The sequence below is a fragment of the Rhodanobacter sp. DHB23 genome, from assembly GCF_014842975.1.
Taxonomy (GTDB): domain Bacteria; phylum Pseudomonadota; class Gammaproteobacteria; order Xanthomonadales; family Rhodanobacteraceae; genus Rhodanobacter_A.
The window spans coordinates 67,347-90,567 of record NZ_JACYXK010000021.1 but is presented as its reverse complement, the minus strand read 5'-3'; the positions used below and the strand labels follow the sequence as shown (position 1 = coordinate 90,567).

The window sequence follows — 23,221 nt, the reverse complement described above, 5'->3', positions numbered from 1 at the left end:
CGGCCGGCAACCGGCCGCTTCAAATGCCCGCGACGAACAACAGGTCCTTGCGCCACGCCCCGAGCGGCTTGGCCGACGCGTGGCAGTGGCCCAGTGCGACGTCGAGGTCCCTGCGGGGGATGGCGTGGTCGGCCACCAGCAGGGAGCGGCCCTGCGCCGCGATGGCATGGCAGATCTGCGCCGCGGCGTCCGCGTCCGCCCAGCGGATGCCGTAGACGGGCTTGTCGAGGTAGAGGCGCATGCCCCACGGCGTCTGTTCCTCGATGGCATAGCCGTCGCTGGCCATTTCCACGAAGACGAGCGCGCGATACCCGGTGCCGGCGGCGGCTGCAGCCACTTCCCGCGCGCCCACGCCATCGTCGATGTCGGCGCCGTAGCCACGGCAAGGCAGGGCCTTGATCGCCAGCAGCAGCACCAGCCAGGCGGCGAGCAAAAGCGCGCTGCGGCGGCGCGCCAGGTCGAACGTCGGCGCCATGTGCGTTGCCACGAGCAGGGCCAATGGCAGGAACAGCGGCAGCAGGTACAGCGGCAGCCGGGAGCGCGCCAGGCAAAAGACCACGAAGGGAATGGCGAACCACAGCAGCAGGAACAACTGGACCGAATGCGTCCCGCGCCATGCCCGCCATGACGAAGCGCTTGCCGCCGCCCTGGCCGCGCGCGCGGCGCCGGTCCACCACGGCAAGCTGCCGAACACCAGCACGGGGGCGTAGACCAGGAACCAGCCGAAGGCGCCCGAGTGGCGCACGTACATGCGCGTGAAGATCCGCCCGTAGACCTCGTCGTGGATGAAGTAGTGGAGCAGCCACGGATAGCGGGAAACCGCCAGGGCATACCAGCTGAAGCCAACCAGCAGGAACACCAGCAGGCCCGCGGGGGCAAACAGGCGGCCCACGGCGCGCCAACCGCCGCACAGTGCGGCGAACGCGATGATCGCCAGCAGCGGGAGCAGGCCGGGCGGGCCCTTGGTGAGGAAGGCGAGGCCGAAGCCGAGCCACATCAGCCACCGGCCATGGCGTGCCTGCGATGGGGAGCCGGGCCACGCGAACATCATGAAGCCGAGGACGGCGATGCCCTCGGCCAGGGTCAGCAACACGTCGGTGCTGATGATGTTCGAGGCAAGGAAGGTGAAGATGGAGGTGGCGTACACCAGCGGCGCGAGCCACGGCTTGTCGGGACAGGCCTTGCGTCCCATCGCGAAGAGGACCAGCAGCGTGGCGAGGTAAGCCAGCGCATACGGCAGCCGGGCCGCCCAGGTATTGCGTCCGAACAGCTGCATGGAGCCGGCGATGACCCAGTACGTCAGCGGCGGCTTGGAGAAGTTGAGTTCCGCCGGGCTGTAGGCCGGCACCATGTAGTTGCCCGAGTCCATCATCTGCAGCGCGGCATCCACGTAGCGCCCTTCGTCCGGCCCCCAGAGTCCACGCGAGCCCTGGAAGGCGAAGCCGAGAAGAATGCCCAGGGCCACGATCCACAGCAGCGCCTGCGGCAGCCGCGGCGCAGCCACGCCCCGGCCGGCGGCACGGACGTCCATGCTGCCGGTCATGGCGTGTCCCCGGGCAGGGAACGGCGTTCCGTCGTGGCCCCGGCCGGCGGCCTGCGGCTGATCAGCTGCAGGTTCCGGCAGAAGATCGCCAGCGTCATGGCCTCCCCCAGGATGAAGACCGGGTCGCGCCGGTGGATGGCATAGGCGAGGATCAACACGCCCGCGACGACGCTGATCTGCCAGAACACGCGCGGAAAGCGGCTCTTGCCGAGGCTCTCGCTGTGCAGCCACTGCACGACGAAGCGCGCGCCGAACAGCGACTGCCCCAGCAGTCCGACCGCCAGCCAGACGGATTGCGCGTCCATGTGGTTCATCGCGCCGCCTCCGTGCCGCCCGCCCGCGCCTCGCGCCAGCGCAACTGGATGTTGCGGCAATACACGAGCAGGCCGGTGGCCTGTCCGGCGATGAACACCGGGTCGCGTCGCTCGACGGCATAGGCCAGCAGCCCGACGCTGCCCGCGGCACTCGCATACCAGAACGACATCGGGATGCTGCTTTCGCGTCGCCATTCGCTGTAGATCCATTGCATGAGGAAGCGCCCGGAGAAAACCAGCTGGCTGCCCAGGCCGATGACCATCCAGAGGGTGCCGGCGCCCGTCACAGGTCCTCCTGCGGCAAGGCCTTTGCCAGCGATCGCGCCGGCCACACGGCCAGCGATATGCCGCGGAACGGCTGGATGTAGACCGCTTGCGCGTGGTCCGCCTGGCTCAGCCGTTTCGGATAGACGATGACGAGTCCGTCGGCATGCCGGTCCGACCACTGCTGCAATGCCTGCACGCCGTGCAACTGCTCGATCGGACGGGTCAGGCGGCCAAGGAAGGTGTACTGGCCGTCGTTCGAGTCGAGGCAGGCCACGGGACGGTTTTCCCGTTGCGCCTCGGCCACCAGGCGGCTGACGGGAGCAAAGTCGTAGGCGGGCCAAAGCGTGAGGCTGAAGAGGCCGTTTGCCGCCACGGTCGCCGCCAGCCCCACGCCTGCCACGCGATAGAGCTCACCCCTGCGGGGCAGCGCCAGGACCAGCGCCAGCAGCAGGTACAGCACGCCGAACGGCAGGCTGTGCGAGGCCATGGTGGCGTATATCGGGTCGGACAGCACATGGTGGGCGACGAGTGCCTCCAGCGCGATCAGGCCGGACCCGGTCGCCGCAAGCAGCAGGGCGAGCGGCCAGGGCGACAGCCAGCGGCTGTTGGCCGCTCCCGCCGCAGTGGCGCGGACGAGCGTGAACGCCATCAGCATCGCCATGCAGGCGAACTCGGGCAGCAGGTAGTACGCCTGCTTGCCGCTGATGGCCGAGAAGCCGAGCAGCACCGGGACCAGCCACGCGAGGAGAAGGCGCGCGCCGGGCTCCAGCGGGACGCGCCACCGCAGCAGCGCCGACCACAGGCGCGGCCACAGTGTGAACGGAAACGCCAGGACGGGCAGTACCGGCAGGTACCACCAGAACGGATGCGCATGGGCGAAGGCATCCACCACGCGGCCAGCGGTCTGGTGCACCAGCAGCATGCGCTGGTAGGCCTTGCCGCCGACCCATGCCGCCGACAGCGCCCACGCCAGCAGCAGGGCACAGGCGGCCAGGCAGGACAGCCCGCCACGGCAGTACCACGACCGGCGTTCCCGTCGCGCCCGTTCGCTCCACAGCGGGCCGAGCAGCCAGGGCACGCCGGCATGCAGCAGCATCACGGGCCCCTTGGTCAGCAGTCCCAGGCCGAGGGCGAGCATGTATCCGCCGAAGCGCGGAGCCTTCCCGTGCGCGGCTGGCGCCAGGCACAGCAGGGCGGCCAGCACGCAGTCGGCCAGCAACACCTCGTACATGACCTGCAGGCCGAACAGGAAGCCGTAGGTGAAGGCCAGGAGGATCCACGCGGTGGCGTGCGCAATGCGCACGTCCTGCGGAAACAGGCTGCGCGCCAGGCGCCATGCCAGCACCAACTGGATGGCGCCGAGCAGGACCTCCAGCAGGCGTGGCCAGACGTCGTTGACGCCGGCCACGGCCCAGCCCGCCTGGATCAGCCACAGCAGCAGCGGTGGCTTGTCGCTGTAGGGCAGGCCGTTGAGGTACGGCACGAGCACGCTGTGGTGCAGCCACATCTCCCACGCCACGGACAGCGTGCGCGTCGAATACATGGGCATGGGGCCATGCTGGAAGATGGCGGCCAGCGCCGCCGCTGCCCACAGCGGCAGCCAGAGCCAGGGCAGCATCCGCGCGAGCGATCCGCGCGAAACGAAGGCGGGCCGGCCTGGCGGGCGCGGCGGGGTCATGGCGCCAGGGTCTGCCGCAGGGACAAGGCGTCCAGGCGCGCGTGCACGGGCGGCCCTGCTTCGCGCCCCAGCAACCGGGCATAGGTTTCCACGACCCGGCAAGCCGCCTGGCGTGCCGTCAGCCCGGGTGTCCGCAACGGGCAATTGCCCTGCCCATAGGGTGCATACACCGATTCGTCGGTGACGCAGAACATGCCTATGGTCGCCGTCCGGGATGCCACGGCGAGATGCATGACGCCGCAATCGGCCGTGATCATCAGATCCACGCCGGCCATCACCGCGCCCATGCGGCGGATGTCCGACGAGTAGTAGGCAGGCCACTCCGCGCCCAGCATCGAGCGGCCGTGCATGGGGATCAGCTCGAGGATGCTGGCCGTCGGGCAGAGCAGCTTGAAGGCGTCGATGAACTCCTGCCACCACGGCATCGGGTAGCGCTTGTCGCCGGTCGCATTGGCGAACACGCCGACCACCGGGGGCGACGTGGTCTGCCGGGACTCGGACAGCAGCTGGATGATCGCCCGCCGCCCGTTGGCCAGCTCCGCGTCGGTGAGCCGGATGTCGAGCATGGGCGCGCTGTCCGGCTGGGTGCTTTCCAGGGCCAGGGCCCAGCGCAACAGGTTTACCGGCCGCCTGGCCATGTGTTGTCCCGCGACGTCGATCGGGGCCGCGTGGGTCAGGCCCGCGCGGTTCGGCTTGTCGCTGAAGCCGAGTTTGTAGGTGCCCCGCAGCAGGCGCGTCAGCGCCCGGCTGAAGCCGGAGCCGACGCAGGGATCGATGACCAGGTCGTATTGCGTCCCGCGCACGCGGCGGAGCAGCCGCAGGAAGGGAAACGGATGCTTGAAGCCCCGCTTGGGCAGGCAGTACACGTTCTGCACGCTGAAGAAGCTGGCGAACACCTCCTTCGCGATGCCGCCCTCCGAAATGACATCGATCTCCGCCCCCTTGTAGTGCCTTTCAAGCTCGCTGATCAGCGGCGTCAGCAGGATGGTATTGCCGAGGCGGTGGTTGGGACGGCAGATCAGGATGCGGAAGATGCCCTTGCGCGGAAGCGGGGTGTCGCAACGGGAGGTCGGGATCTGGTTCAAGCGGCACCGGCGCGTAAGTGGAAGGGAAGGACGCTGCGCGCCTCGCGTGCAGCGAATTCCGTGCCACTGGCACAACTGCCTGATGCATGGGGGAAAGTGGGTTTCTTGCACGAGCGGCGGGAGTGCAGCCTGCAAAATCCGTCTGCAAGATTTGGCAGGCCATGCCTTGGGCGTCGTGCAGGCTCTCAGGGAGAAGCGCGGTTCCCCGGGCAGGCCGGCGGTTCGTTGCCTGGCCTGGATGGCAGCGCGACGGTCATCACCACGCGTACCGTGGCGTCTACCCGGCATGCGGCCACGTAGCCGATGGCGCCCGGCGTCTTCGCGACGAACTGGACCACGGCATCCGGTGACGCAAGCACGTAGGGTGGACTCACGCCCTGGAAGTACTGCTTGTCCCAGTAATCCTGGAGCTGGCCGTCGTCCATGTGCAGGACCGCGTGCGTGAATGCCGCGCGCAGTGCGTCCCCGCTGGGAAGGTTGACCGGCGTGAGCCGCTGGCCGTGGCCATCCACGAAGATCCTCTTCAGGTAGATGTTGCGCAGCGTGTCCTGGTTGAACGCCAGGCGGGGGGCGTCATGCGCGGTGATGATGGCCATCTGCGCGGCCGCCGCCCATGACGCCGGTGCGAATGCCAGCAGGCCTCCCATGGCCAGCCGCTCCAACCATTGGCGGATGCATGCGCGCATGGCCTGTCAGAACAGGATCGCGGCGGAAGCCAGCCACCCGGTGGGGGCCAGCAGCTGGTTGTGGGTGCCGTCGCGGTACTCGACTTTCAGGACGATGCCTTCGACCGGCTTGAAGTTGATCGCCGCGGTGCGGATGGTGCTGGTCCGCTCCGGTGTCGAGGAGCGGTAGCGTTCGTAGCGCTCGATGAAGTAGAGCCGGCGCCACAGTGGTATTTCCGTCTGCACGAATCCGCCGCGCTCGTCGGGGCGGTTGTCCGTGCTGCTGCGATAGATGGCCTCGCCGGTGAAGCCGATGTAGTGCGTGGTCCAGTTGAAATCGAGGCCGCTCAGGAAATACTTGTCGCGGGGCGACTCCAGCTCGTAGCTCAGTGCGGACGCGCCGATGCTCAGCGAATCCCCGAACAGGTGGTACAGCACCCGTCCGCCGAACGCCTGGCGGAAATTGTTCTGCAGCGTCTCGGTGGTGCCGAAGTTGGTGTACGCATTGTCCTGGTCGTCGCCGATGCGCAGGTTCTTCGTGTCGTCGGCGAACACCCAGTAGTCGAGGTCGTTTCCATGGGCGGGGAGCGTGCCGAACATCATGGCGCCCGTGGCATGCAGGGCGAAGGCCGCCGAGGTCGAGAGCGGCCGCGATATCGTCCAGGTCAGCGGGTCGGCATGCACGAGGTTCCATTCGCCGACCGGCGTGAGGAACTTGCCGAAGCGGAAGTTGACGTACGGATTCGCGTGGTAGTCGATGTACAGGCGCTCGACGTCCACCTCGGCGTCGTCGACGTCGGTCCGTCCCCGGCTGGTGACCGGGTTGGCGCCGTCGATCTCGGCGAAGAACTGCCATTGCGTGCCGATGTCCTGGGTCAGGAACAGGCTGAAGTCGTGGACGTCGTAGCTGGATCTGGTGCGCTGGACGTCATAGAAGTTGAAGTCGGTGTAACCGCCTATCCGCAACCCCGTCTCGGGGAAGTACAGGCCCTGGCCCAGGGTATAGGGCGCCGGTTGCCAGACGCTGCCCGCGTTGTCGCCGTCGGCGGCCATGGCGTCCGCCGCGTGCACCAGCCCGAACAGCAGCAGGCTGGCCACGCCGTGGCGCAGGAGGCGGCACAGGTACCTGTTCATGGGTTCGTTACCGGCAGGTGCATGGGGCGGGGCCGGCATGCGTGGGCCATGCCGGCGGCTGTGCGAAGCCACGAGGCGGCCGGATGTCCCACGACGGATCGGCGCCCCCTCGAATTCTGCGACACTGGGGCAGGAGACCGCAAAGCGGCAACCCCTGGCCACGGGTGCCCCTGCACCACCACCACGCGACGGCATTCACTTGACGATACGAGCGGCCCTCTTTCGCCTGTTGTTCTGGACCCTGGTGGGTACGGTGCTGGTCGTGGGCGCGCTGTCGTTCTACCAGTTCCGCAGCGCGCTCAGGACGGAGATTGCGGCGAACCTCCGGTTCGGCGCCAGCACGGTCATGCAGCGCATCGACACCCTGCTGTTCTCGCATATCGAGAACATGCGCGTATGGAGCGGCCTGGAAGTCATGCAGGACATCCGCGTCCATGACGTGGACAAGCGCCTTTCGCACTTCCTGTCCGACCTGCACGCGGGCCAGGGCAACGCCTACACGGCCCTGCTGTGCACGGACGAACAGGGCCGCGTGGTCGCGGCCAGCCAGGCCGCGTATATCGGCACGATGGCGCCGGTCGCCCGGTCCTGGCGCGCCATCCCCGGCGGCGCGCTCGGCGGCGTGAGCCTGGCGCGGATCCATGGTGCCGATGGCGGGACGACCCTGTTGCGCACGGCGATCCCGAATGCCTTCGGCGCAGGCAGCCTCGGCTACCTTTACGCCGTGCTCGACCGGCACGTGGCGCAGCAACTGCTGGACGCCGCCGTCGGCCGCGGGCCGCGCAGCCTGTTGCTGCTGGACGAGAACGGCCGCGTGATCGCCGCGTCGGCGGCGTTGCGCACGCGCATCGACATGGGCCGGTTGACGCTGGACTGGCGCCTGCCGGAGCGTGGCGCCGTGTCCTACGTGCGCGACGGCGGCGCGCTGGGTTACGGCACGGTGCTGGTGGGCGTGGCCCGGTCCGAGGGCTACCAGCAGTTCAAGGGACTGGGTTGGCGCATCGTGATGGTGGAGCCCACCGCCGTGTCCTTCGGGCCGATCTGGCGCCTGCTGTGGGCGATGCTGGCGGTCCTCGTGCTGACCCTGCTGGCCGGGTTGTGGATCTCCTCGCACCTGGCCCATCGCATCGCGTTGCCGATCATGACGCTGACGGATTTCACGCGCAGCTTCCGGCAGCGCGACGTGGCCATGGTGTCGTTGCCGGCCACCAACATCCTGGAAATCCAGGAGCTGCATCGTGCCTACGCGGAGATGATCGACGCCCTGGCGAAGTCGCGCGAGCAGGTCGTGCGCGCGGGCAAGCTCGCGGTCGTGGGCGAAATGGCGGCGATCATGGCGCACGAAGTGCGCACGCCGCTGGGCATCCTGCGCAATTCCGCGCAACTGCTGCAGCGGCAACCCGAGCTGGGGGAGCGCGAGCACGAGCTCATCGGCTTCATCTTCAGCGAAACCGAGCGGCTCAATCGCCTGGTGACCCTGCTGCTCGAGTGCGCGCGCCCGACCCAGCCGCATTTCCGGCGGCACGACCTGCACGCCATCATCGACGGCGTGCTGAGCCTGCTGGCATCGCGCGCCGAGAAGGCCGGGGTCTCGCTCTCGTGCAGTTTCGCCGAGCCCGAGCTGGTCTTCCTGTGCGACCGGGAGCAGATCATGCAGGTGCTGCTCAACCTGGTGCTGAACGCGCTCGCGTTCGTCGGCGACAACGGCCGCGTGCAGATCGCGACGAGGTTCGAGGGGGCGGTGCTGCAGGTTTCCGTGATGGACGACGGTCCCGGCGTGCCGCCTGCGCTTAGGCAGGCCGTCTTCGACCCCTTTTTCAGCCGCCGCGAGGGCGGCATCGGCCTCGGGCTCACCATCGTGCAACAGATCGTGCACGTGCATGGCGGCGAGATCGCCGTGGGCGAGAGCCCATGGGGTGGGGCATCCTTCAACCTCACCTTTGCAGTGAACGGGCAGGATCGATGAGCGCCAGGCGCATCCTCATAGTGGACGACGAAGCCAAGATGCGGCGCCTCCTGGAGTTGTCGCTCAAGGCGATGGGGCACCTTGTCTCCGAAGCCGGCGATGGAGCCACGGCGCTGTCGATGGTCGAACAGCAGTCCGTCGACCTGGTCCTGACCGACCTGCGCATGCCGCGCATGGATGGCATGGCCCTGCTCGCGGCGTTGCGCGAGCGCGGCATGGACGTGCCGGTCATCGTGATGACCGCCTACGGCACCATCGAAACGGCCGTGGAAGCCATGAAGCTCGGCGCCATCGACTACATCATCCGTCCCTTCGAAATGGAGACCGTCGAGATGGCGGTCACCCGGGCGCTCGCCATGCAGGCCGTGCAGCGCGAGAACACCTTCCTGCGCGAGGAGGTGTCGCGCGGCTGGGGGGCGTTCGTCGGGACCAGCGCCGCCATGCAGTCGCTGTACGGGCTGATCCGCCAGGTGGCGCCGACGCGCAGCAACGCCTTCATCGTCGGCGATACCGGCACGGGCAAGGAGCTGGTGGCGCGCGCCATCCACGAGGCGTCCGGCCGCAGCGGGCTGTTCGTGCCGATCAACTGCGCGGCGATCCCGGCCGAGTTGCTGGAGAGCGAGTTGTTCGGGCACGTCAAGGGCGCGTTCACCGGTGCGTTGCGCGATCGCATCGGGAAATGCGAGCTGGCCAGCGGAGGCACGATCTTTCTCGATGAAATCACCGAGATGCCGACCAACCTCCAGGTCAAGCTGCTGCGCATGCTGCAGGAGGGCAGCATCGAGCGGGTCGGCGCCAATGGCGCGATTCCGGTGGACCTGCGGGTCGTGTCGGCCACCAACCGCGATCTCCAGCAGGCGGTGGAAAGCGGCGTCCTGCGGCGGGACCTGTATTTCCGCCTCAACGTCGTGCGCATCGACGTGCCCAGGCTGCGCGACCGCCGCGGCGACATCGCGCTGCTGGCCAGCCATTTCCTGCGCAAGCATGCGTCGGAACTGGGACGGGCCATGCCGCGCCTGGGGCAGCCGGTGCTGCAGCGCCTCGAGGCCTATGCATGGCCCGGCAACGTGCGCGAACTCGAGAACATCATGGAGCGCGCCGTCGTGCTCTGTCGTGGCGATGAAATCACCCTGGACCAGCTGCCGGCCGAGCTGGTCCACGAATTGCCCGGCGGCCCTGCGCCGGACGCGCCGCCGGCGGGTGGCGCGCCTGTCGATGGCACGCTCGACCTGAAGCTGCAGGTCGAAGGGCTCGAATGCAGGCTCATCAAGGCCGCACTGGAGCGTAGCGCCAACAACAAGGCGGCAGCGGCCCGCCTGCTTGGCATCAGCGAGCGGACCCTCTGGTACAAGCTCAAGGCGTACAAGGTGGAGGGCTGACTGCCTTCGACTGTGCGTGCCGGCCGCTCAGTGCCTGTCGTCGGGCACGAAGCGCACGATCACCCGCTGCCCGATGCGCAACTGCTGCTCGGGCTGGTCGAACGCCAGCACGCATTCCACGGTACGCGCGTTGGCGCGGGTCTGCGGGTCGTTCTCCAGCGTGGCGGGGCCATAGACCTGGCCGATGCGCAGCACGTGCGCGCTCCAGCGGTCGTTGCCGCTGTCGTCGTTGTCCGCCACCTCGGCGCGCATGCCGGGATGCACGGCGCCCACGAAGCTTTCGTTGAGTTCGGCGCGCACGATGCGCGGCTTGTCCGGCAGCAGGGTGAACAGCGCGTCGCTGGGCGACACGCTGGCGCCGGGCTGGGCCGTCACGTGCACCACGCTGGCGTCGAACGGCGCGCGCAGGCTGCGCTGGGCCAGTTCGTATTTCGCCTCGGCGAGTTTCTGCGCGGCCATGTCCGCGGCGGCCTGGTCGGCGTCGTGTTCGGCGTCGAGCTGGCTGCTGGCTTCGCGGGCATCGTCCGCGCTCTGGCCGTCGCCGGCGCCGGCGGTGGCGGCGGCGCCGAGGCGTTGGGCGCGCAGCCTGGCGGCGGCCTGCTTGACGGCCAGCAGCTTGAGCTGGGCCTGGGCCTGTTCGAGCTGCGCCTGCGCGGAATCCACCGCGAGCTGGGCGGGACGGGTGTCCAGCGCGGCCAGCAACTGGCCCTGCTTCACGGTGTCGCCCTCGTGCACGGCCACGCTGGCGAGCACGCCCTCGCGCGGCATGGTGAGGGCGAGCAGGCCGCCTTCGATATCCACGCGGCCGCGCGCCACCGCGGCGTACTGGCTGGCGGCGGCGCTGGTCGCGGCAGGTTGCGCGCTCTTCGAGCAGGCGGCCAGCGCTAGCGCGGCGGCCAGCGCGCATCCGGCGAGGCGCAGCGGCGACGGCGGACGAAGGGCGGTTGGCGTCATGGCGAGGTTTCCTTGGGGGCGACGGCGTCGCGGCGGCTGTCGCTGAGGATGCGGCCATCCTCCATCGCCAGCACGCGGTCGGCGTGGGCGACCAGGCGCGGGTCGTGGCTCACGCACAGCACGGTGGTGCCGTGCGTGCGGGCGATGGTGTGCAGGATGTCGATGATGGTCTGGCCGTTGGCGGCGTCCAGCGCGCTGGTGGGCTCGTCGGCGAACAGCAGCTCCGGCTCCTTGGCCAGCGCGCGCGCGATCGCCACGCGCTGCTTCTCGCCGCCGGAGAGTTCCGAGGGGCGCAGCTTGATGCGGTGGGCCAGGCCCACCTCCTCCAGCGAGCGCCGCGCGCGGGTACGGGCTTCCTGTTTCGACAGGCCCATGTGGTTGAGCGGCAGTTCCACCTGCTCCAGCGCGGTGAGCGCGGGGAACAGGTTGAAACCCTGGAACACGAAGCCGGTGTGCTGCAGGCGGAAGTGTTCCAGCGCGCGCAGGTCGAGCTGGCCCAGCTCGCTGCCCAGCGCGTGCACGCGGCCGCTGTCCACTTTCTGCAGGCCGCTGAGGACGGCCAGCAGGGTGCTCTTGCCGCAGCCGGAGGGGCCGGAGATCAGGGTGAGCTCGCCCGGGTCGATGCTGAGCGACAGGCCGTTCAGCACCTGCGTGTGCAGCTTGCCGGAGGCGAAGGCCTTGCACACGCCGTCGGCCTGCAGCACCGGTGCGCGTGGCGTGGCGGTGGCGGGCATCGTGGCGCTCATCGCAGCAGGGTCGCCGGGTCGATGCGGCGCATGCTGCGCATCGCCGCCATGCCGGACACCGCGGCCTGGCCCATCACCAGCGCGATGCAGGCGATCGCGGCCAGCGGGCCCAGCGTCACCGGCACGTCCTCGGCGCGCGCCGCGAGCAGCAGCAGCACGCCCAGCACGGTGGCGCCGACCAGGCCCAGCGCGCCCACCCAGAAGGCCTGCTCCAGCACCACCTTGCGCAGCGCGCCCACGCCCACGCCCAGCGCGTTGAGCGTGGCGTACTCGCGCACCGAGCCCTGCACCGCGCCGACCAGGGTCTGGCTGGTGATCACCGCGCCGACCAGGAACACGATGCCGGCGAGGAACAGCACGCCGGCACCGGCGCCGGTGTCGAACAACCAATAGAACACGGAGATGTGCGCGAAGTCGGCGGCGCTCCAGGTCGTGTAGGGGCCGAACGCGCTGCTGCCGCGCAGGCGCACCGCGACGGCGTCGGCCTGCGCGGGATCGCGCAGGCTGGCGACGAGGTAGGTGGGGCCGTTGTCGGCGGCGTCGGTGTCGAGCCGGCGCGCGGTGTCCAGCGAGGCGATCACGTTGATGCCGCCCAGCCCGCGCAGGCCGCTGCTGACGCCGACCACGCGCACGCGCTGGCCGTTGATGGTGGCGGTCTGGTCCATCGCCACGCCCAGCTTGTCGAGGTCGGCGCGGTCCACGATCACCGCGTCCGGCTCGGCCAGCCGTGCGCGCAGTTCGGGCGGCAGCACCCGGGAGAACATCAGGCCGCCGGCGGCCGGGTCGATGCCGGAGACGAACACCGATACGCCGCCGGTGTCGCCGGTGCCTCGCCAGTCGCCGTCGATCCACTCGTAGGGCTCGACGCGCGCCACCGCCGGGTCCATCAGGATCCGCGATTCCACGTTGGCGTCGATCGAGCGGCCCGAGCCCACGCTCTGCGTGCCGGGGAATCCGACCCAGACGTCGGCGGACGAACCGGTGATGTACACGCTGGTGGCGCCGAAGATGCCCAGTACCAGGGCCAGCTGCAGCAACTGCAGCAGGCCGGCGAAGCCCACCGCGAGGATGGCGGGCAGGAAGCGCCGCCATTCGTACACCAGCGTCTTGCGCGCCAGGGCCACCATCAGTGCGTCGCCTCGGCGGATTTGTCGGACTCCGCGCCGGGCGCCTCGTCCGCCGGCAGCGGCGCGCCGCCCAGCGCCTTGAACAGCGCCACGTAGGCGAGGCTGCGGCTGGCGCGCGCATCGGCCAGCTCGATCGCAGCCTGCGTGGCGGCGAGCCGGCTGTCGGCCAGTGCCAGCGGGCTGTCCAGCTGCAGCTTCACGCGGGTCTGCACCGCATCGTCCGCATGCTGCAGCGCCTGCCAGGCTTCCAGGCTGTGCCGTTCGCGCTGTCCCTGCTGCTGCAGCGTGCCCAGCGCGGTCTCCACTTCGGCCACGCCCTGCAGCACGGCCTGGCGGTAGGCCAGCACGGCGGCCTTCAGCTCGTGCGACTTGGCGTGTTCGTTGGCCTTGCGCAGGCCCCAGTCGAACAGCGGCATGTCGAACATCGGGCCCATCGTGATCAGGCCGTTGTCCGAGGTGTGCTTGCGGTTGTTGTTGATGTCGCTGGCCCAGACCATCGAGGCGTCGAGGCCCAGCTGGGGGAAGCGGTCGGCGTGCGCCACGCCCAGTTCGCCGGCGGCGCGCAGCACGTCGGCCTCGGCGCGGGCGATCTCGGGCCGCGTGCGCAGCAGGTTGGCCGGCGTGCCGGGCAACTGCCACGCGCCGAGCTGCGGTTGCGGGCCGGCCTGCAGCCAGGCCGGGTCGGGGTGGTTCTGGCCCGCCAGCACGGCCAGCCGCTGCGCGGCTTCGTCGATGGCCTGGCGCGGCGCGGCCAGCGCGGCCTGCGCCTGCGCGGCGGCGGCGGCGGCCTGGTCCACCGTGCCGGCGGGCGCCAGTTGCAGGTGCTGGCGGATCTTCAGCAGGTCGAGCTGGTGGCTGCGCAGGTCGCCGACCTGCTGCAGCAGGGTTTCCTGCCGCTGGGCGGTGCGCAGTTCGATCCAGTTGCGCACGACCTCGGCCACCAGCGTCACGCGCGCGGCCTGCAGGTCGGCCGTGCCGGCGTCCAGTTGCCCCTGCGCTTCGCGCCGGGAGCCCTGCGCGCGGCCGAACAGGCCGAATTCCCAGCTGGCGTCGAAGCCGGCCACCAGGTAGGAGGCGCTGGCGTCGGGGTCGATCACCTGGTCGGTGCTGGCCTTGAGGTAGGGCAGGTAGGGCGCGCCGGCGTGCTGTTGCAGCACGCGCGCGGCGCGCACCCGCTCGACGGCCTGCGCCACGTCGAGGTTGTGCGCCAGCGCCTGGTCGACCAGTGCGTTCAGGGCGGGATCGTCGAAAGCGCGCCACCAGTTGTGCAGGTCGGTGGGTTCGGCCGCCTGCGATGCCGCCGCATGCTGCCATTGCGCGGGGATCGGCGGTTCCAGCTTCGGCACCGCCACCGAGCAGCCGGTGAGCGCGATGGCCGCGGCCAGCCAGCTGGTGCGCCAGCGGCGGCGCGTTGCGATGTCGGATGGGATCAGGGCCACGGTCAGGTCACGCAACAGTGGGTGGATGGGGAACGGATAACGACCGTGCGAACCCGCCAAGGATACAGGTCGGGCATCGGGGCTGTCAGCGCGCCACCGGCGTTTCGGCCTGCGGCGTCGCGACGTGGCGCACGCGCGGCGCGGGGAATCGCACTTCCACGCACAGGCCGCGTTCCTCGGCCAGGCGGTAGATCACGTCGGCGTGATGGCGCTCGGCGATGCGCTGCACGATGGCCAGCCCCAGCCCGCTGCCTTCCTCGCTGGTTCCCGGTGCGCGGAAGAAGCGTTCGCTCAGGCGCGGCAGCAGCTCGGGCGGCACGCCCGGGCCGTCGTCCTCCACCACGAGGTTGGCGCCGCCGTCGGGCCGCGCCTGCAGGCCCACGGTCACGGTGCTGCCGCGACCGGCATAGCGGATGCAGTTGTCGATGAGGTTGTCCAGGAGGTCGTGCAGGCTGGCAGCATGCCCGTGGATGCTTAGCGCCTGCTCAGGCCCCTGGTAGCCGAGGTCGATGCCGGCGGCCAGCGCATCGTGCACGCGTTGCGTCACCGCCTCGGGCACCCAGCGCGCGAGGTCCAGCGGCACGTGCTCGACGGTGTCGGTGGACGGCGCCTGCGCGCGGGTCAGCGCCAGCAGCTGCGCGGTGGTGCGCGCGGCGCGCTGGTTGAGGCGGCGGATGTGGGTGAGCGCCTCGCGCACGTTGGCCGGGTCGGGATCGGCCAGCGCGCGCTCCACGTGCAGGCCGAGGCCGGTGAGCGGCGTGCGCAGCTGGTGCGCGGCGTCGGCGATGAAGCGGTCGTGCAGCGCCAGCATGCCGCGCTGGCGTGCGAACAGCGCGTCGATGGTGCGGGTGAGCGGCAGGATCTCCTGCGGCACGTCCGGCCCGCCGATGGGCGTGAGTTCGTGGTTGCGCCGCGCCAGCCGCCGGGTCAGCGGGTCGAGCACGCGCAGGCCGTGGTTGACGCCGAACCACACCAGCGACAGCACGCACACGATCAGCAGCGACTGGGTGAGGATCGCCAGGTACAGGATGCTGCGCGCTTGCGCATGGCGATCGCGCAGGGTCTCGGCCACGGTGATGACGAGGGTGTCGTCCGGATGGCCGCTGGCCGTGGTGCTCAGGGTGACCGCGCGCAGCGGGTGGTCGTCCATGCGGGTATCGAACAACTCGGGCGGCGCGCCCATGGCGGGCACCCGCCGCGCCGGCAGCAGGCGCTCGTTGCCGGCGACGAAGCCGTGCCGGCGGCTGACGATGCTGAAGTAGCCGTTGCCGTTGGGGTCGTACTGCAGCAGGAAACGCGCCTGCGGGGTCAGTTCGCCGCCGGTCTGTTCGTTGCTCATCATCTTGGCGAGCGTCAGCGCGTCGTTGCCGAGGTCGCGGTCGTGCACGTGGTTGGAATAGCCCAGCGCCACGCCATAGGTGAGCAGGATGTCCAGCACCAGCAGGATGGTCACCGGGATCAGCAGGAAGCCCAGCAGGCGGCGTCGCAGGCTGGGGCGGCGGGCAGGGGCCTGGCTCATGCGTGCCCGCCGTCGGCCGGGCTTTCTTCCAGCAGGTAACCCAGGCCGCGGATGGTGCGCACGCCGGTGCCACTGCCTTCGAGCTTGCGGCGCAGGCGGTGGATGGCGATATCCAGCCCGTTGTCGGTGAGCTCCTCGTCCCAGCTGCACAGCGCCTCGATCAGCTGCGCGCGGCTGGTGACGCGGTCGGCGCGCATGGCCAGCGCCTCCAGCAGGCCGAACTCGCGCGCGGTGAGCTCCAGCGGGTCCTCGTCCAGCCAGGCGCGATGGCCGGGCAGGTCCAGCCGCAGCCGGCCGATCTTCAGCTCGGGCACGCCCTGGCTGCTGCTGCGGCGGAGCAGGGCGCGCACGCGCGCCTCGAACTCGGTGAGCGCGAAGGGCTTGACCAGGTAATCGTCGGCGCCGAGATCGAGCACACGGATGCGCTCGTCCAGGCCGTCGCGCGCGGTCACCACCAGCACCGGCGCGCTGCCGCCGCGGCCGCGCAGCCGGCGCAGCACCTCGCTGCCGTCCAACTGCGGCAGGCCCAGGTCCAGCACCAGCAGGTCGTAGTCGTGCTCGCGCAGCGCGGCGTCGGCCAGCTGGCCGCTGGCCACGTGGTCGACCGCGTGGTTGCTGTGGCGCAATGACGCGCAGATGCCTTCGGCGATGGAGGGGTCGTCTTCAGCCAGCAGGATGCGCATGCGTTAGAGCCTGTTTATGTTCCCGCAAGTACCCCGCGCCGGGAGCTGTTTGCGCGCAGGCCAAGGAAGAACGAGGGAGTGGACGTCCGTCCACGACCGGGTGATGACGCAGGGATGCGGGCAAACAGACCCGGCCCTGCGGGTTGCCGTCGAATGGCCGCCATGCGGCAGCGCGTGGCTTGGCCCGACCGCCAGTCAGGCCGACGCCACGCCCTGCCACCTGACGATCACTCGATGACAACGCGGGGTGCTTGGGGAGCATAAACAGGCTCTGGGTTCCGTTCGTCGGCATGGGGATGGGACGCACAGCTTGCCATGCCTTGCCCGACCCTCAGCTTAGCGCTTGCGGGGCATGACCTTTGGCCTATGACGGCGGTGCCATGCAGCGTGCACGCTGGGGAATCACTCGCGGGGAGAGCGCAATGGGGTCGATCAGGGGCAGGGGCGGGCTGTGGCTCGCCGCGATGACCATGGGCTGGTGCGCGTCGAGCCTGTGCCTGGCACAGGAAGCGCCGGCCGCGGCGGGCAGCGCGGCTGCGCCGGCGACCGCCGCCACGGTGGTGCCGATCCCGTTCGCGCCGGCGCACCAGACCATCATCACCACGCCCAGCGCGCCGACAGCGTGGGGCGGCGAGCGTACCGGCCAGGAGGCAACCCTGTCCGACCGCGTGGTGAGCTACGCCATCGACGCCAGCCTCGATGCGGCCAGGCACCAGGTGACGGGCAAGGAGCACATGACCTGGCGCAACCGCAGCGATCGCCCGGTCAGCCACGTCTATTTCCACCTCTACCTCAACGCGTTCGAGGGCGATGGCAGCACGTGGTTCACCGAGCGCCGGGTGCTTACCGCGCACGGCCGTTCGCGCGGCAACGCGGTGCTGAAGGACGGGCAGTGGGGCTGGGTCCGCCTGCAGGACGTGGCGCAGGACGGTACGGCGCTGAAATGGAGCTTCGTGCATCCCGACGGCGGCCCGGCCACCGACCACACCGTGGTGCGCATCGACCTCGTCCAACCGGTGCCAGCGGGCGGCACGCTGGCGCTGGACATCGATTTCCTCAGCCAGTTGCCGCGTGTGGTGGAGCGCACCGGCTGGTGGGGCGACTTCAACCTGGTCGGCCAGTGGTTCCCCAAGATCGGCGTGCTGGAACTGGCCGGCGAACGTGGCGCCACGGCGCCGCGCTGGAACGTGCACGAGTTCCACTTCAACAGCGAGTTCTACGCCGACTTCGGCAGCTACGACGTGCACCTCGACGTGCCCAGCGACTACACCGTGGGCGCAGTGGGCCAGTTGCAGGGCGAGCCGCAGGCGGCGAACGGCCGCACCACGTACCACTTCACGCAGGGCGACGTGCACGACTTCGCCTGGGTCGCCGCGAAGGGCTACAAGACGCTGGACGGCACGTACACCGGCGCGGGCAGCCCGCCAGTGGCCGTGCGCGTGATCTACCCGTCCGAATACGTGGCCAGCGCCGCGCCCACGCTGCAATCCACCATCGACTCGCTGGGCTATTTCTCGCGGACCATCGCGCCGTACCCGTACCGCACGGTCACCGCGGTGATCCCGCCGTACAACGCGCAGGAAGCGGGTGGCATGGAATACCCCACCTTCTTCACCTCCGAGGGCTACAAGGAGGTCACGCCGGGCACCCTCAGCCAGTACGGCAGCGATTTCGTCAACATCCACGAGTTCGGCCACGGCTATTTCTACGGCATCCTCGCCTCCAACGAGTTCGAGGAGCCCATGCTCGACGAGGGCATGAACGAGTTCTGGGACGACCGCATGATGCGCGAGCGCAAGGAGGACCTCGTGCTCGCTTCGCCGTTCATGAAGTGGCTGGGCGTCGCGCCGGCGATGAGCGGGTTCCAGATGGAGCGCCTGGGCGCGCAACTGGAGCGGCCCGAGGACCCGCTGGCGCAGAACAGCTGGGACAGGCTTTCCAGTTCCAGCTACGGCAGCGTGTACACGCGCACCGCCACCGCGATGCACGACCTCGAGCAGCGCATCGGCGAGCCGGCGATGCAGAAGGCCATCCGCCTGTACTACCGGCGCTGGAGCTTCCGCCATCCCTCGGTGGCCGACCTGCGGCAGGCGCTGATCGACGGCTCGGGCGACGCCAGCGACGTCAACGGGATCTTCGACGAGGTCGTGTACGGCACCGCACACATCGACGATCGCGTCGCCGACATCGATACGGTCGAGGTGTTGCCGCGGGCCGGCGTGACGTGGAAGGACGGCAAGCCGGTGGCCGACCAGTCGGCGCTGGACAAGGCGGTCGCGAAACAGCGCGAAGACTGGAAGAAGGCCCACCCCGACGCCAAGCCCGGCGGCGGGCCGTTCCCCTGGCACAGCACGGTGACCGTGTTGCGTGACGGTGCGCGCGTGCCCGAGACGCTGCATGTCGTGTTCGCCGACGGCAGCCACGAGGACGTGCGCTGGGACGACGACCGCCGCTGGGCGCGCTTCGAGTTCGAGCAGGCCAGCAAGGTGGTGTCCGCCGAGCTCGATCCCGCGCAGCAGGTTTACCTCGACGCCGACAAGCTCAACGACAGCCTGGCGACCAAGCCGGATGGCGCCGCTTCCCGGCGCTGGACGGCCGACGCGGCCGCCTTGCTGCAAACCCTCTACTCGATGCTGGTGACGCTGTGATGATGGCCAGGACGACTGCCCCGCGTGCCGGCTTCGGCACCCTGTTCTCCGCGATGGCCGCGGCCGTGCAATGGCGCCTGCTGCTGCTGTGGCTGCTGCTGATGCTGTTGCCGGCCACGGTGGTGGCGCTGCCGCTGTGGCGTTCGCTGGCGGACCTGCTCGACCACTCCGTGCACGCCGAGGCATGGGCGCGGCACTTCGATCCGGTGATGTTCGGCGATGCGCTGTTCGCGATGGGGGGGCACGTGGCGTGGCTGAGCGGCGCCGCGCTGCTGGGCCTGCTGCTCGCGGTGCTGCTGTCGCCCTTCCTCGACGGCATGGTGGTGGGCAGCGGGCGTGCCGGTCGCAGCCTCGATTTCGGCGCCTTGCTGTTGAGCGGCTGGATCGAATACGGCCGCATGTTCCGCGTGATGCTGTGGTCGCTGTTGCCGTATGCGGTGGTGGTCCTGGCGGCGGGCGCCGCCTCGCACGCGGCCGGCCGGCACGCCGACCAGGCGGTGCTGGAAGCGCAGGCCGACGCCTGGCAGCACGGTGCGCAGTGGGTGTCGCTGGCGGTGTTCGTGCTGATGCAGGCCGTCGTGGAATCCACCCGGGCGGCCTTCATCGCCGACTCCGGCTTGCGTTCGGCCACCCGTGCCTTCGGCCGCGGCATCCGGCAGTTGTTGCGCCGGCCGCTGAAGACGCTGCTGTTCTACCTGGTGGTGAGCCTGGTCGGCCTGGCGATTGCCGGCGTGCTGGGCATCGTGCGTATCCGGACCACGGCGGTGGACGGCGGCTTCTGGCTGGCCTTGCTGCTTGGCCAGTTGATCGTGCTGGTACTGGGGTGGATGCGCGTCGCGCGGCTGTTTGCGCTGGCGCGGCTGGCTCCGTCGCGCTGACGTCGCCTGTGTTTCCGCTTGCAGGGGGCTTCGTGCTTCCGCAAGGAACGGAGCGGTTCCGTCCTGCTGCCGCGGGGCGGGCTGCTCCTCTTTGGCGCGGTGCATTTCCTGCGCGGGCAATCCTGCCCGGCGCGCGCCCGTGATCGGCGCTGGATCAACCGCAGGCTGCGCGCCGGACCTCGCGGTGCGGCGGGTAATACGCGAACACGTGCGTATCGCACCCGTAGAAATCCCTGTCCTCGATGTGCTCGCCGCCAAGGCGCTCCGCCACGCGGTCGGAGGCCTCGTTGCCCACGCGGATCAGGCTGATCACGCGCGGTGCGCGCAACTGCTGCCAGGCGAAGTCCAGCACCGCGCTGCCCGCCTCGGTGGCGTAGCCGTGGTGGCGGTGTTCGGGCTTGAGCATCCAGCCCAGTTCCAGGTCGGGCCAGCCTTCGGGATGGAACAGGCCGGCGCGGCCCACGAACTCGCCGGTGGCCTTCAGCTCCAGCGCCCACATGCCGCAGCCGCGCAATTGCCAGTGGCCCAGCAGCATCGCCAGCGAGCGCCAGGCGTTGGTGCGGTCCAGCGGCTGGCCGTCGCCGATGTAGCGGGTGCTGGCCGGGTCGGCCAGCATCGCGGCGTAGTCGTCGAAATGGCGCTCGGTGAGCGCGGTCAGGCGCAGGCGCGCCGTCTCGAGGGTTGGAATGGTTTGCATTGGAACGTGGGCTTTGTTACAGACGGAAACACATGTCGCCGTCGTCGCAGAAATCGGAGTAGTTGCATGTCAGCTCCGAATCCGCGGGAAGGTCCCGTGCGGCGACATAAACGCTGTCGCTTTCGATCCACAGGGTCGAAGGGGAGTCCTCGTGATTCATGAACCTGGAGTCGTCGGCGCAGTAATAGACGGCGCCTTGCAGCCGGTCCTTGCCCTTGCCGCGGTAGGAGTATTTGTAGACTGCCTCGCGCATCGGTTCCGGCATCGCTTCGATTTCGGAATCGGCGATGAGCTGGACGAAGCGATAGTCGAATTCGTATACGACCTGGCCCTTGCGCACGGGTTCGGCGGTAAAAAGCCCCGAGCCGCTGATCCGGCTTTGCCCGACGTAGTGTTTGACGAGGATCATTGCTGGCCACCTGGTTGCATGTTGTCGTTCATGTAGGCAACGAAGGAGGTGTCCATGTCTTCACCAATGGCCTCCACGTTCCATGCGTGCTGGAATGTCGGGCTTTTGGCATAGGATTTCATGTAGTCATTCCATCCTTTCCATTGCCTTTCCCGCATTTTGCTTTGGGCTATGTGGGTGTCGCTGTAGAGTATGTAGGCGCGCTCCATGATGGAGACGAGGATTTGATAGAGGATCAATTGCCGCCGATATTGTTGCGGGCAAAGTTCATCCCAATTGTTTCTGGCCGGATTGTAGACTTCGAGTTCCGGGTATTTCGAGCAGCATTCAAGGAAGCGTGTAAATCGGGTGTCCAGCGAATCGTATGTCACGTTTTCGCGGTCTTCATTCGCTTTCTTGAGTTGCCAGTATATTCCGAGGCCGGCAAAAGCGACGATGGCAAACTGGATGATGTCGTTGACGAGGTTTATGGCGTCGGAAATGCTCATGCGTCGATCATCTGGTTTGCTGCCGGTGACGGATTGATTTTATTCCGGTGCAAATCCGCGTCGGCGGATTTATACCCCTGCATGCTAGTATAGCCGACTCCCCGCTTCGGAAGCTTGCACCATGGATACCGCCCGCCTTTCACGCTACGTCGGCGACTTGTGGGACGAGGAAATCGTGCCCAGGCTGGTGGAATACATCCGCATCCCCAACAAGTCGCCGATGTTCGACAAGGACTGGAAGGCGCACGGCCACATGGATGCGGCGGTGAGGCTGATGAGCGACTGGGCGAAGTCCAAGCTCGCCGCGCTGCCGGGCAGCACGCTGGAAGTGGTGCAACTGGATGGCCGCACGCCGCTGATCTACATCGAGGTGCCGGCCACCGGCGCCGGCGACGACACCGTGGTGCTGTATGGCCACCTCGACAAGCAGCCGGAGATGGCCGGCTGGGCCGAGGGCCTGGGTCCGTGGACGCCGGTGCTGAAGGGCGACAAGCTCTACGGCCGCGGCGGGGCCGACGACGGCTACGCGATCTTCGGTTCGCTGGCCGCGCTGCTGGCGCTGCACGAACAGGGCGTGCCGCACGCGCGCTGTGTGATCCTGATCGAGGCCTGCGAGGAGTCGGGCAGCTACGACCTGCCGTATTACGTCGACCATCTCGCCGCACGCATCGGCAATCCCTCGCTGGTGGTGTGCCTGGATTCGGGCTGCGGCAACTACGACCAGCTCTGGCTCACCACCTCGCTGCGCGGCATGACCGGCGGCAACCTCACCGTGCAGGTGCTGGAGGAGGGCGTGCATTCGGGCGACGCCTCCGGCGTGGTGCCGTCCAGCTTCCGCATCCTGCGCGAGATCCTGTCGCGGCTGGAGGACCCGGAGACCGGCACGATCAAGCCGAAGGAGCTGTACGTCGAGATCCCCGCCCAGCGCGTGGAGCAGGCGGAGCACGCGGCCACCGTGCTGGGCAGCGACATCTACAGCAAGTTCCCCTGGGCCGAGGGCATGCAGCCGGTCACGCACGACCTGCCCGAGCTGGTGCTCAACCGCACCTGGCGGCCGCAGCTGGCGGTCACCGGCATCGGCGGCATCCCGCCGCTGGACAGCGCCGGCAACGTGCTGCGCCCGTTCACGGCGGTGAAGCTGAGCCTGCGCGTGCCGCCCACGTTGGACGCGAAGAAGGCCGGCCAGTTCCTCAAGCAGTTGCTGGAAAAGGACCCGCCCTACGGTGCCAGGGTCAGCTTCGACCTGGAGAAGGACGGCAGCGGCTGGAACGCCCCCGCGCTGTCGCCATGGCTGGCCGGGGCGGTGGACGAGGCGTCGCGCAACCAGTTCGGCGCGCCGGCCACCTACATGGGCGAGGGCGGCTCGATCCCGTTCATGGGCATGCTGGGCGAGAAGTTCCCCCAGGCGCAGTTCCTGATCACCGGCGTGCTGGGCCCGCATTCCAACGCCCATGGCCCCAACGAGTTCCTGCACATCCCCACCGGCAAGAAGGTGTCGGCGGTGGTGGCCGAGGTGGTGGCGAAGCATTACGCGCAGGGCGGCAAGGCTTGAGCTTTTCCCTCTCCCGCTTGGCGGGAGAGGGGTGTCTGCTGAAGCTTTCC

General features: G+C 69.1%; 21 protein-coding genes. 5 read left to right on the top strand and 16 right to left on the bottom strand.

Annotated elements, in window-relative coordinates:
* Positions 1 to 19: 19 nt before the first annotated feature.
* The 7 genes from IHE47_RS04225 to IHE47_RS04195 are packed head-to-tail and all read right to left on the bottom strand — an operon-like array spanning position 20 to position 6,686.
* The gene (locus IHE47_RS04225; RefSeq protein WP_192104577.1) at positions 20 to 1,543 is read right to left on the bottom strand and encodes a glycosyltransferase family 39 protein; all 1,524 of its coding nucleotides are present in this window, start codon (positions 1,541 to 1,543) and stop codon (positions 20 to 22) included.
* Complete coding sequence (locus IHE47_RS04220; RefSeq protein ID WP_225561612.1) at positions 1,540 to 1,857, bottom strand: lipid-A-disaccharide synthase N-terminal domain-containing protein; 318 nt, start codon at positions 1,855 to 1,857, stop codon at positions 1,540 to 1,542. Before IHE47_RS04220 ends, IHE47_RS04225 begins: the two co-directional genes overlap by 4 nt.
* Positions 1,854 to 2,144, bottom strand: a complete 291-nt coding sequence (locus IHE47_RS04215) for a lipid-A-disaccharide synthase N-terminal domain-containing protein (RefSeq protein WP_343227435.1) — start codon at positions 2,142 to 2,144, stop codon at positions 1,854 to 1,856. The genes IHE47_RS04220 and IHE47_RS04215 overlap by 4 nt, the downstream gene beginning before the upstream one ends.
* The gene (locus IHE47_RS04210; RefSeq protein ID WP_192104575.1) at positions 2,141 to 3,742 is read right to left on the bottom strand and encodes a glycosyltransferase family 39 protein; all 1,602 of its coding nucleotides are present in this window, start codon (positions 3,740 to 3,742) and stop codon (positions 2,141 to 2,143) included. Before IHE47_RS04210 ends, IHE47_RS04215 begins: the two co-directional genes overlap by 4 nt.
* 56 nt (positions 3,743 to 3,798) lie before the next feature.
* Positions 3,799 to 5,022: a glycosyltransferase family 9 protein gene (locus IHE47_RS04205; RefSeq protein ID WP_192104573.1), complete on the bottom strand. Its 1,224-nt coding sequence runs from the start codon at positions 5,020 to 5,022 to the stop codon at positions 3,799 to 3,801.
* A 50-nt stretch (positions 5,023 to 5,072) separates the two neighbouring features.
* Positions 5,073 to 5,534 (bottom strand): hypothetical protein, encoded by a 462-nt coding sequence (locus IHE47_RS04200; protein ID WP_192104571.1) that lies wholly within the window; start codon positions 5,532 to 5,534, stop codon positions 5,073 to 5,075.
* 45 nt (positions 5,535 to 5,579) lie between these two features.
* Positions 5,580 to 6,686, bottom strand: a complete 1,107-nt coding sequence (locus IHE47_RS04195) for a porin (RefSeq protein WP_192104569.1) — start codon at positions 6,684 to 6,686, stop codon at positions 5,580 to 5,582.
* A gap of 199 nt (positions 6,687 to 6,885) precedes the next feature.
* Here IHE47_RS04195 and IHE47_RS04190 point away from each other — a divergent pair, with 199 nt between their 5' ends.
* Entirely contained in the window at positions 6,886 to 8,652 is a 1,767-nt protein-coding gene (locus tag IHE47_RS04190) for an ATP-binding protein (protein WP_192104567.1), read from the top strand.
* A complete protein-coding gene (locus tag IHE47_RS04185) occupies positions 8,598 to 10,031 on the top strand; it encodes a sigma-54 dependent transcriptional regulator (RefSeq protein ID WP_343227434.1) in 1,434 nt (477 codons plus the stop codon). The genes IHE47_RS04190 and IHE47_RS04185 overlap by 55 nt, the downstream gene beginning before the upstream one ends.
* 27 nt (positions 10,032 to 10,058) lie before the next feature.
* Here IHE47_RS04185 and IHE47_RS04180 read toward each other — a convergent pair whose 3' ends face one another.
* The 6 genes from IHE47_RS04180 to IHE47_RS04155 all read right to left on the bottom strand — a co-directional run bounded on the left by IHE47_RS04180 (position 10,059) and on the right by IHE47_RS04155 (position 16,499).
* Positions 10,059 to 10,985 (bottom strand): HlyD family efflux transporter periplasmic adaptor subunit, encoded by a 927-nt coding sequence (locus tag IHE47_RS04180; protein WP_192104563.1) that lies wholly within the window; start codon positions 10,983 to 10,985, stop codon positions 10,059 to 10,061.
* Positions 10,982 to 11,731, bottom strand: coding sequence for an ABC transporter ATP-binding protein (locus IHE47_RS04175; RefSeq protein ID WP_192104562.1), 750 nt, complete (start codon positions 11,729 to 11,731; stop codon positions 10,982 to 10,984). The genes IHE47_RS04180 and IHE47_RS04175 overlap by 4 nt, the downstream gene beginning before the upstream one ends.
* Entirely contained in the window at positions 11,728 to 12,858 is a 1,131-nt protein-coding gene (locus IHE47_RS04170; RefSeq protein ID WP_192104560.1) for an ABC transporter permease, read from the bottom strand. Before IHE47_RS04170 ends, IHE47_RS04175 begins: the two co-directional genes overlap by 4 nt.
* Positions 12,858 to 14,297: an efflux transporter outer membrane subunit gene (locus tag IHE47_RS04165; protein ID WP_192104558.1), complete on the bottom strand. Its 1,440-nt coding sequence runs from the start codon at positions 14,295 to 14,297 to the stop codon at positions 12,858 to 12,860. The genes IHE47_RS04170 and IHE47_RS04165 overlap by 1 nt, the downstream gene beginning before the upstream one ends.
* Positions 14,298 to 14,382: 85 nt before the next feature.
* Positions 14,383 to 15,816, bottom strand: coding sequence for a sensor histidine kinase (locus IHE47_RS04160; RefSeq protein WP_192104556.1), 1,434 nt, complete (start codon positions 15,814 to 15,816; stop codon positions 14,383 to 14,385).
* Entirely contained in the window at positions 15,813 to 16,499 is a 687-nt protein-coding gene (locus IHE47_RS04155; RefSeq protein ID WP_192104553.1) for a response regulator, read from the bottom strand. The genes IHE47_RS04160 and IHE47_RS04155 overlap by 4 nt, the downstream gene beginning before the upstream one ends.
* Before the next feature lie 422 nt (positions 16,500 to 16,921).
* Here IHE47_RS04155 and IHE47_RS04150 point away from each other — a divergent pair, with 422 nt between their 5' ends.
* Together IHE47_RS04150 and IHE47_RS04145 are read left to right on the top strand one after the other, a co-directional pair.
* A complete protein-coding gene (locus tag IHE47_RS04150; protein WP_343227433.1) occupies positions 16,922 to 19,147 on the top strand; it encodes a M1 family metallopeptidase in 2,226 nt (741 codons plus the stop codon).
* Positions 19,147 to 20,025, top strand: coding sequence for a hypothetical protein (locus IHE47_RS04145; RefSeq protein ID WP_192104551.1), 879 nt, complete (start codon positions 19,147 to 19,149; stop codon positions 20,023 to 20,025). The genes IHE47_RS04150 and IHE47_RS04145 overlap by 1 nt, the downstream gene beginning before the upstream one ends.
* A 154-nt stretch (positions 20,026 to 20,179) precedes the next feature.
* On the opposite strand, the gene IHE47_RS04140 is transcribed toward IHE47_RS04145, so the two are convergent.
* The 3 genes from IHE47_RS04140 to IHE47_RS04130 are packed head-to-tail and all read right to left on the bottom strand — an operon-like array spanning position 20,180 to position 21,619.
* On the bottom strand, positions 20,180 to 20,722 hold the full coding sequence (locus tag IHE47_RS04140; protein WP_192104549.1) for a GNAT family N-acetyltransferase: 543 nt from the start codon (positions 20,720 to 20,722) through the stop codon (positions 20,180 to 20,182).
* Positions 20,723 to 20,738: 16 nt separating this feature from the next.
* Positions 20,739 to 21,131 carry an SET domain-containing protein gene (locus IHE47_RS04135; RefSeq protein WP_192104547.1) on the bottom strand — a complete coding sequence of 131 codons (393 nt, stop codon included), beginning with the start codon at positions 21,129 to 21,131 and terminating at the stop codon, positions 20,739 to 20,741.
* Positions 21,128 to 21,619, bottom strand: a complete 492-nt coding sequence (locus IHE47_RS04130; RefSeq protein ID WP_192104545.1) for a hypothetical protein — start codon at positions 21,617 to 21,619, stop codon at positions 21,128 to 21,130. Before IHE47_RS04130 ends, IHE47_RS04135 begins: the two co-directional genes overlap by 4 nt.
* Positions 21,620 to 21,740: 121 nt before the next feature.
* Here IHE47_RS04130 and IHE47_RS04125 point away from each other — a divergent pair, with 121 nt between their 5' ends.
* Complete coding sequence (locus IHE47_RS04125) at positions 21,741 to 23,171, top strand: M20 family metallopeptidase (RefSeq protein WP_192104543.1); 1,431 nt, start codon at positions 21,741 to 21,743, stop codon at positions 23,169 to 23,171.
* The last annotated feature ends 50 nt before the right edge of the window (positions 23,172 to 23,221 follow it).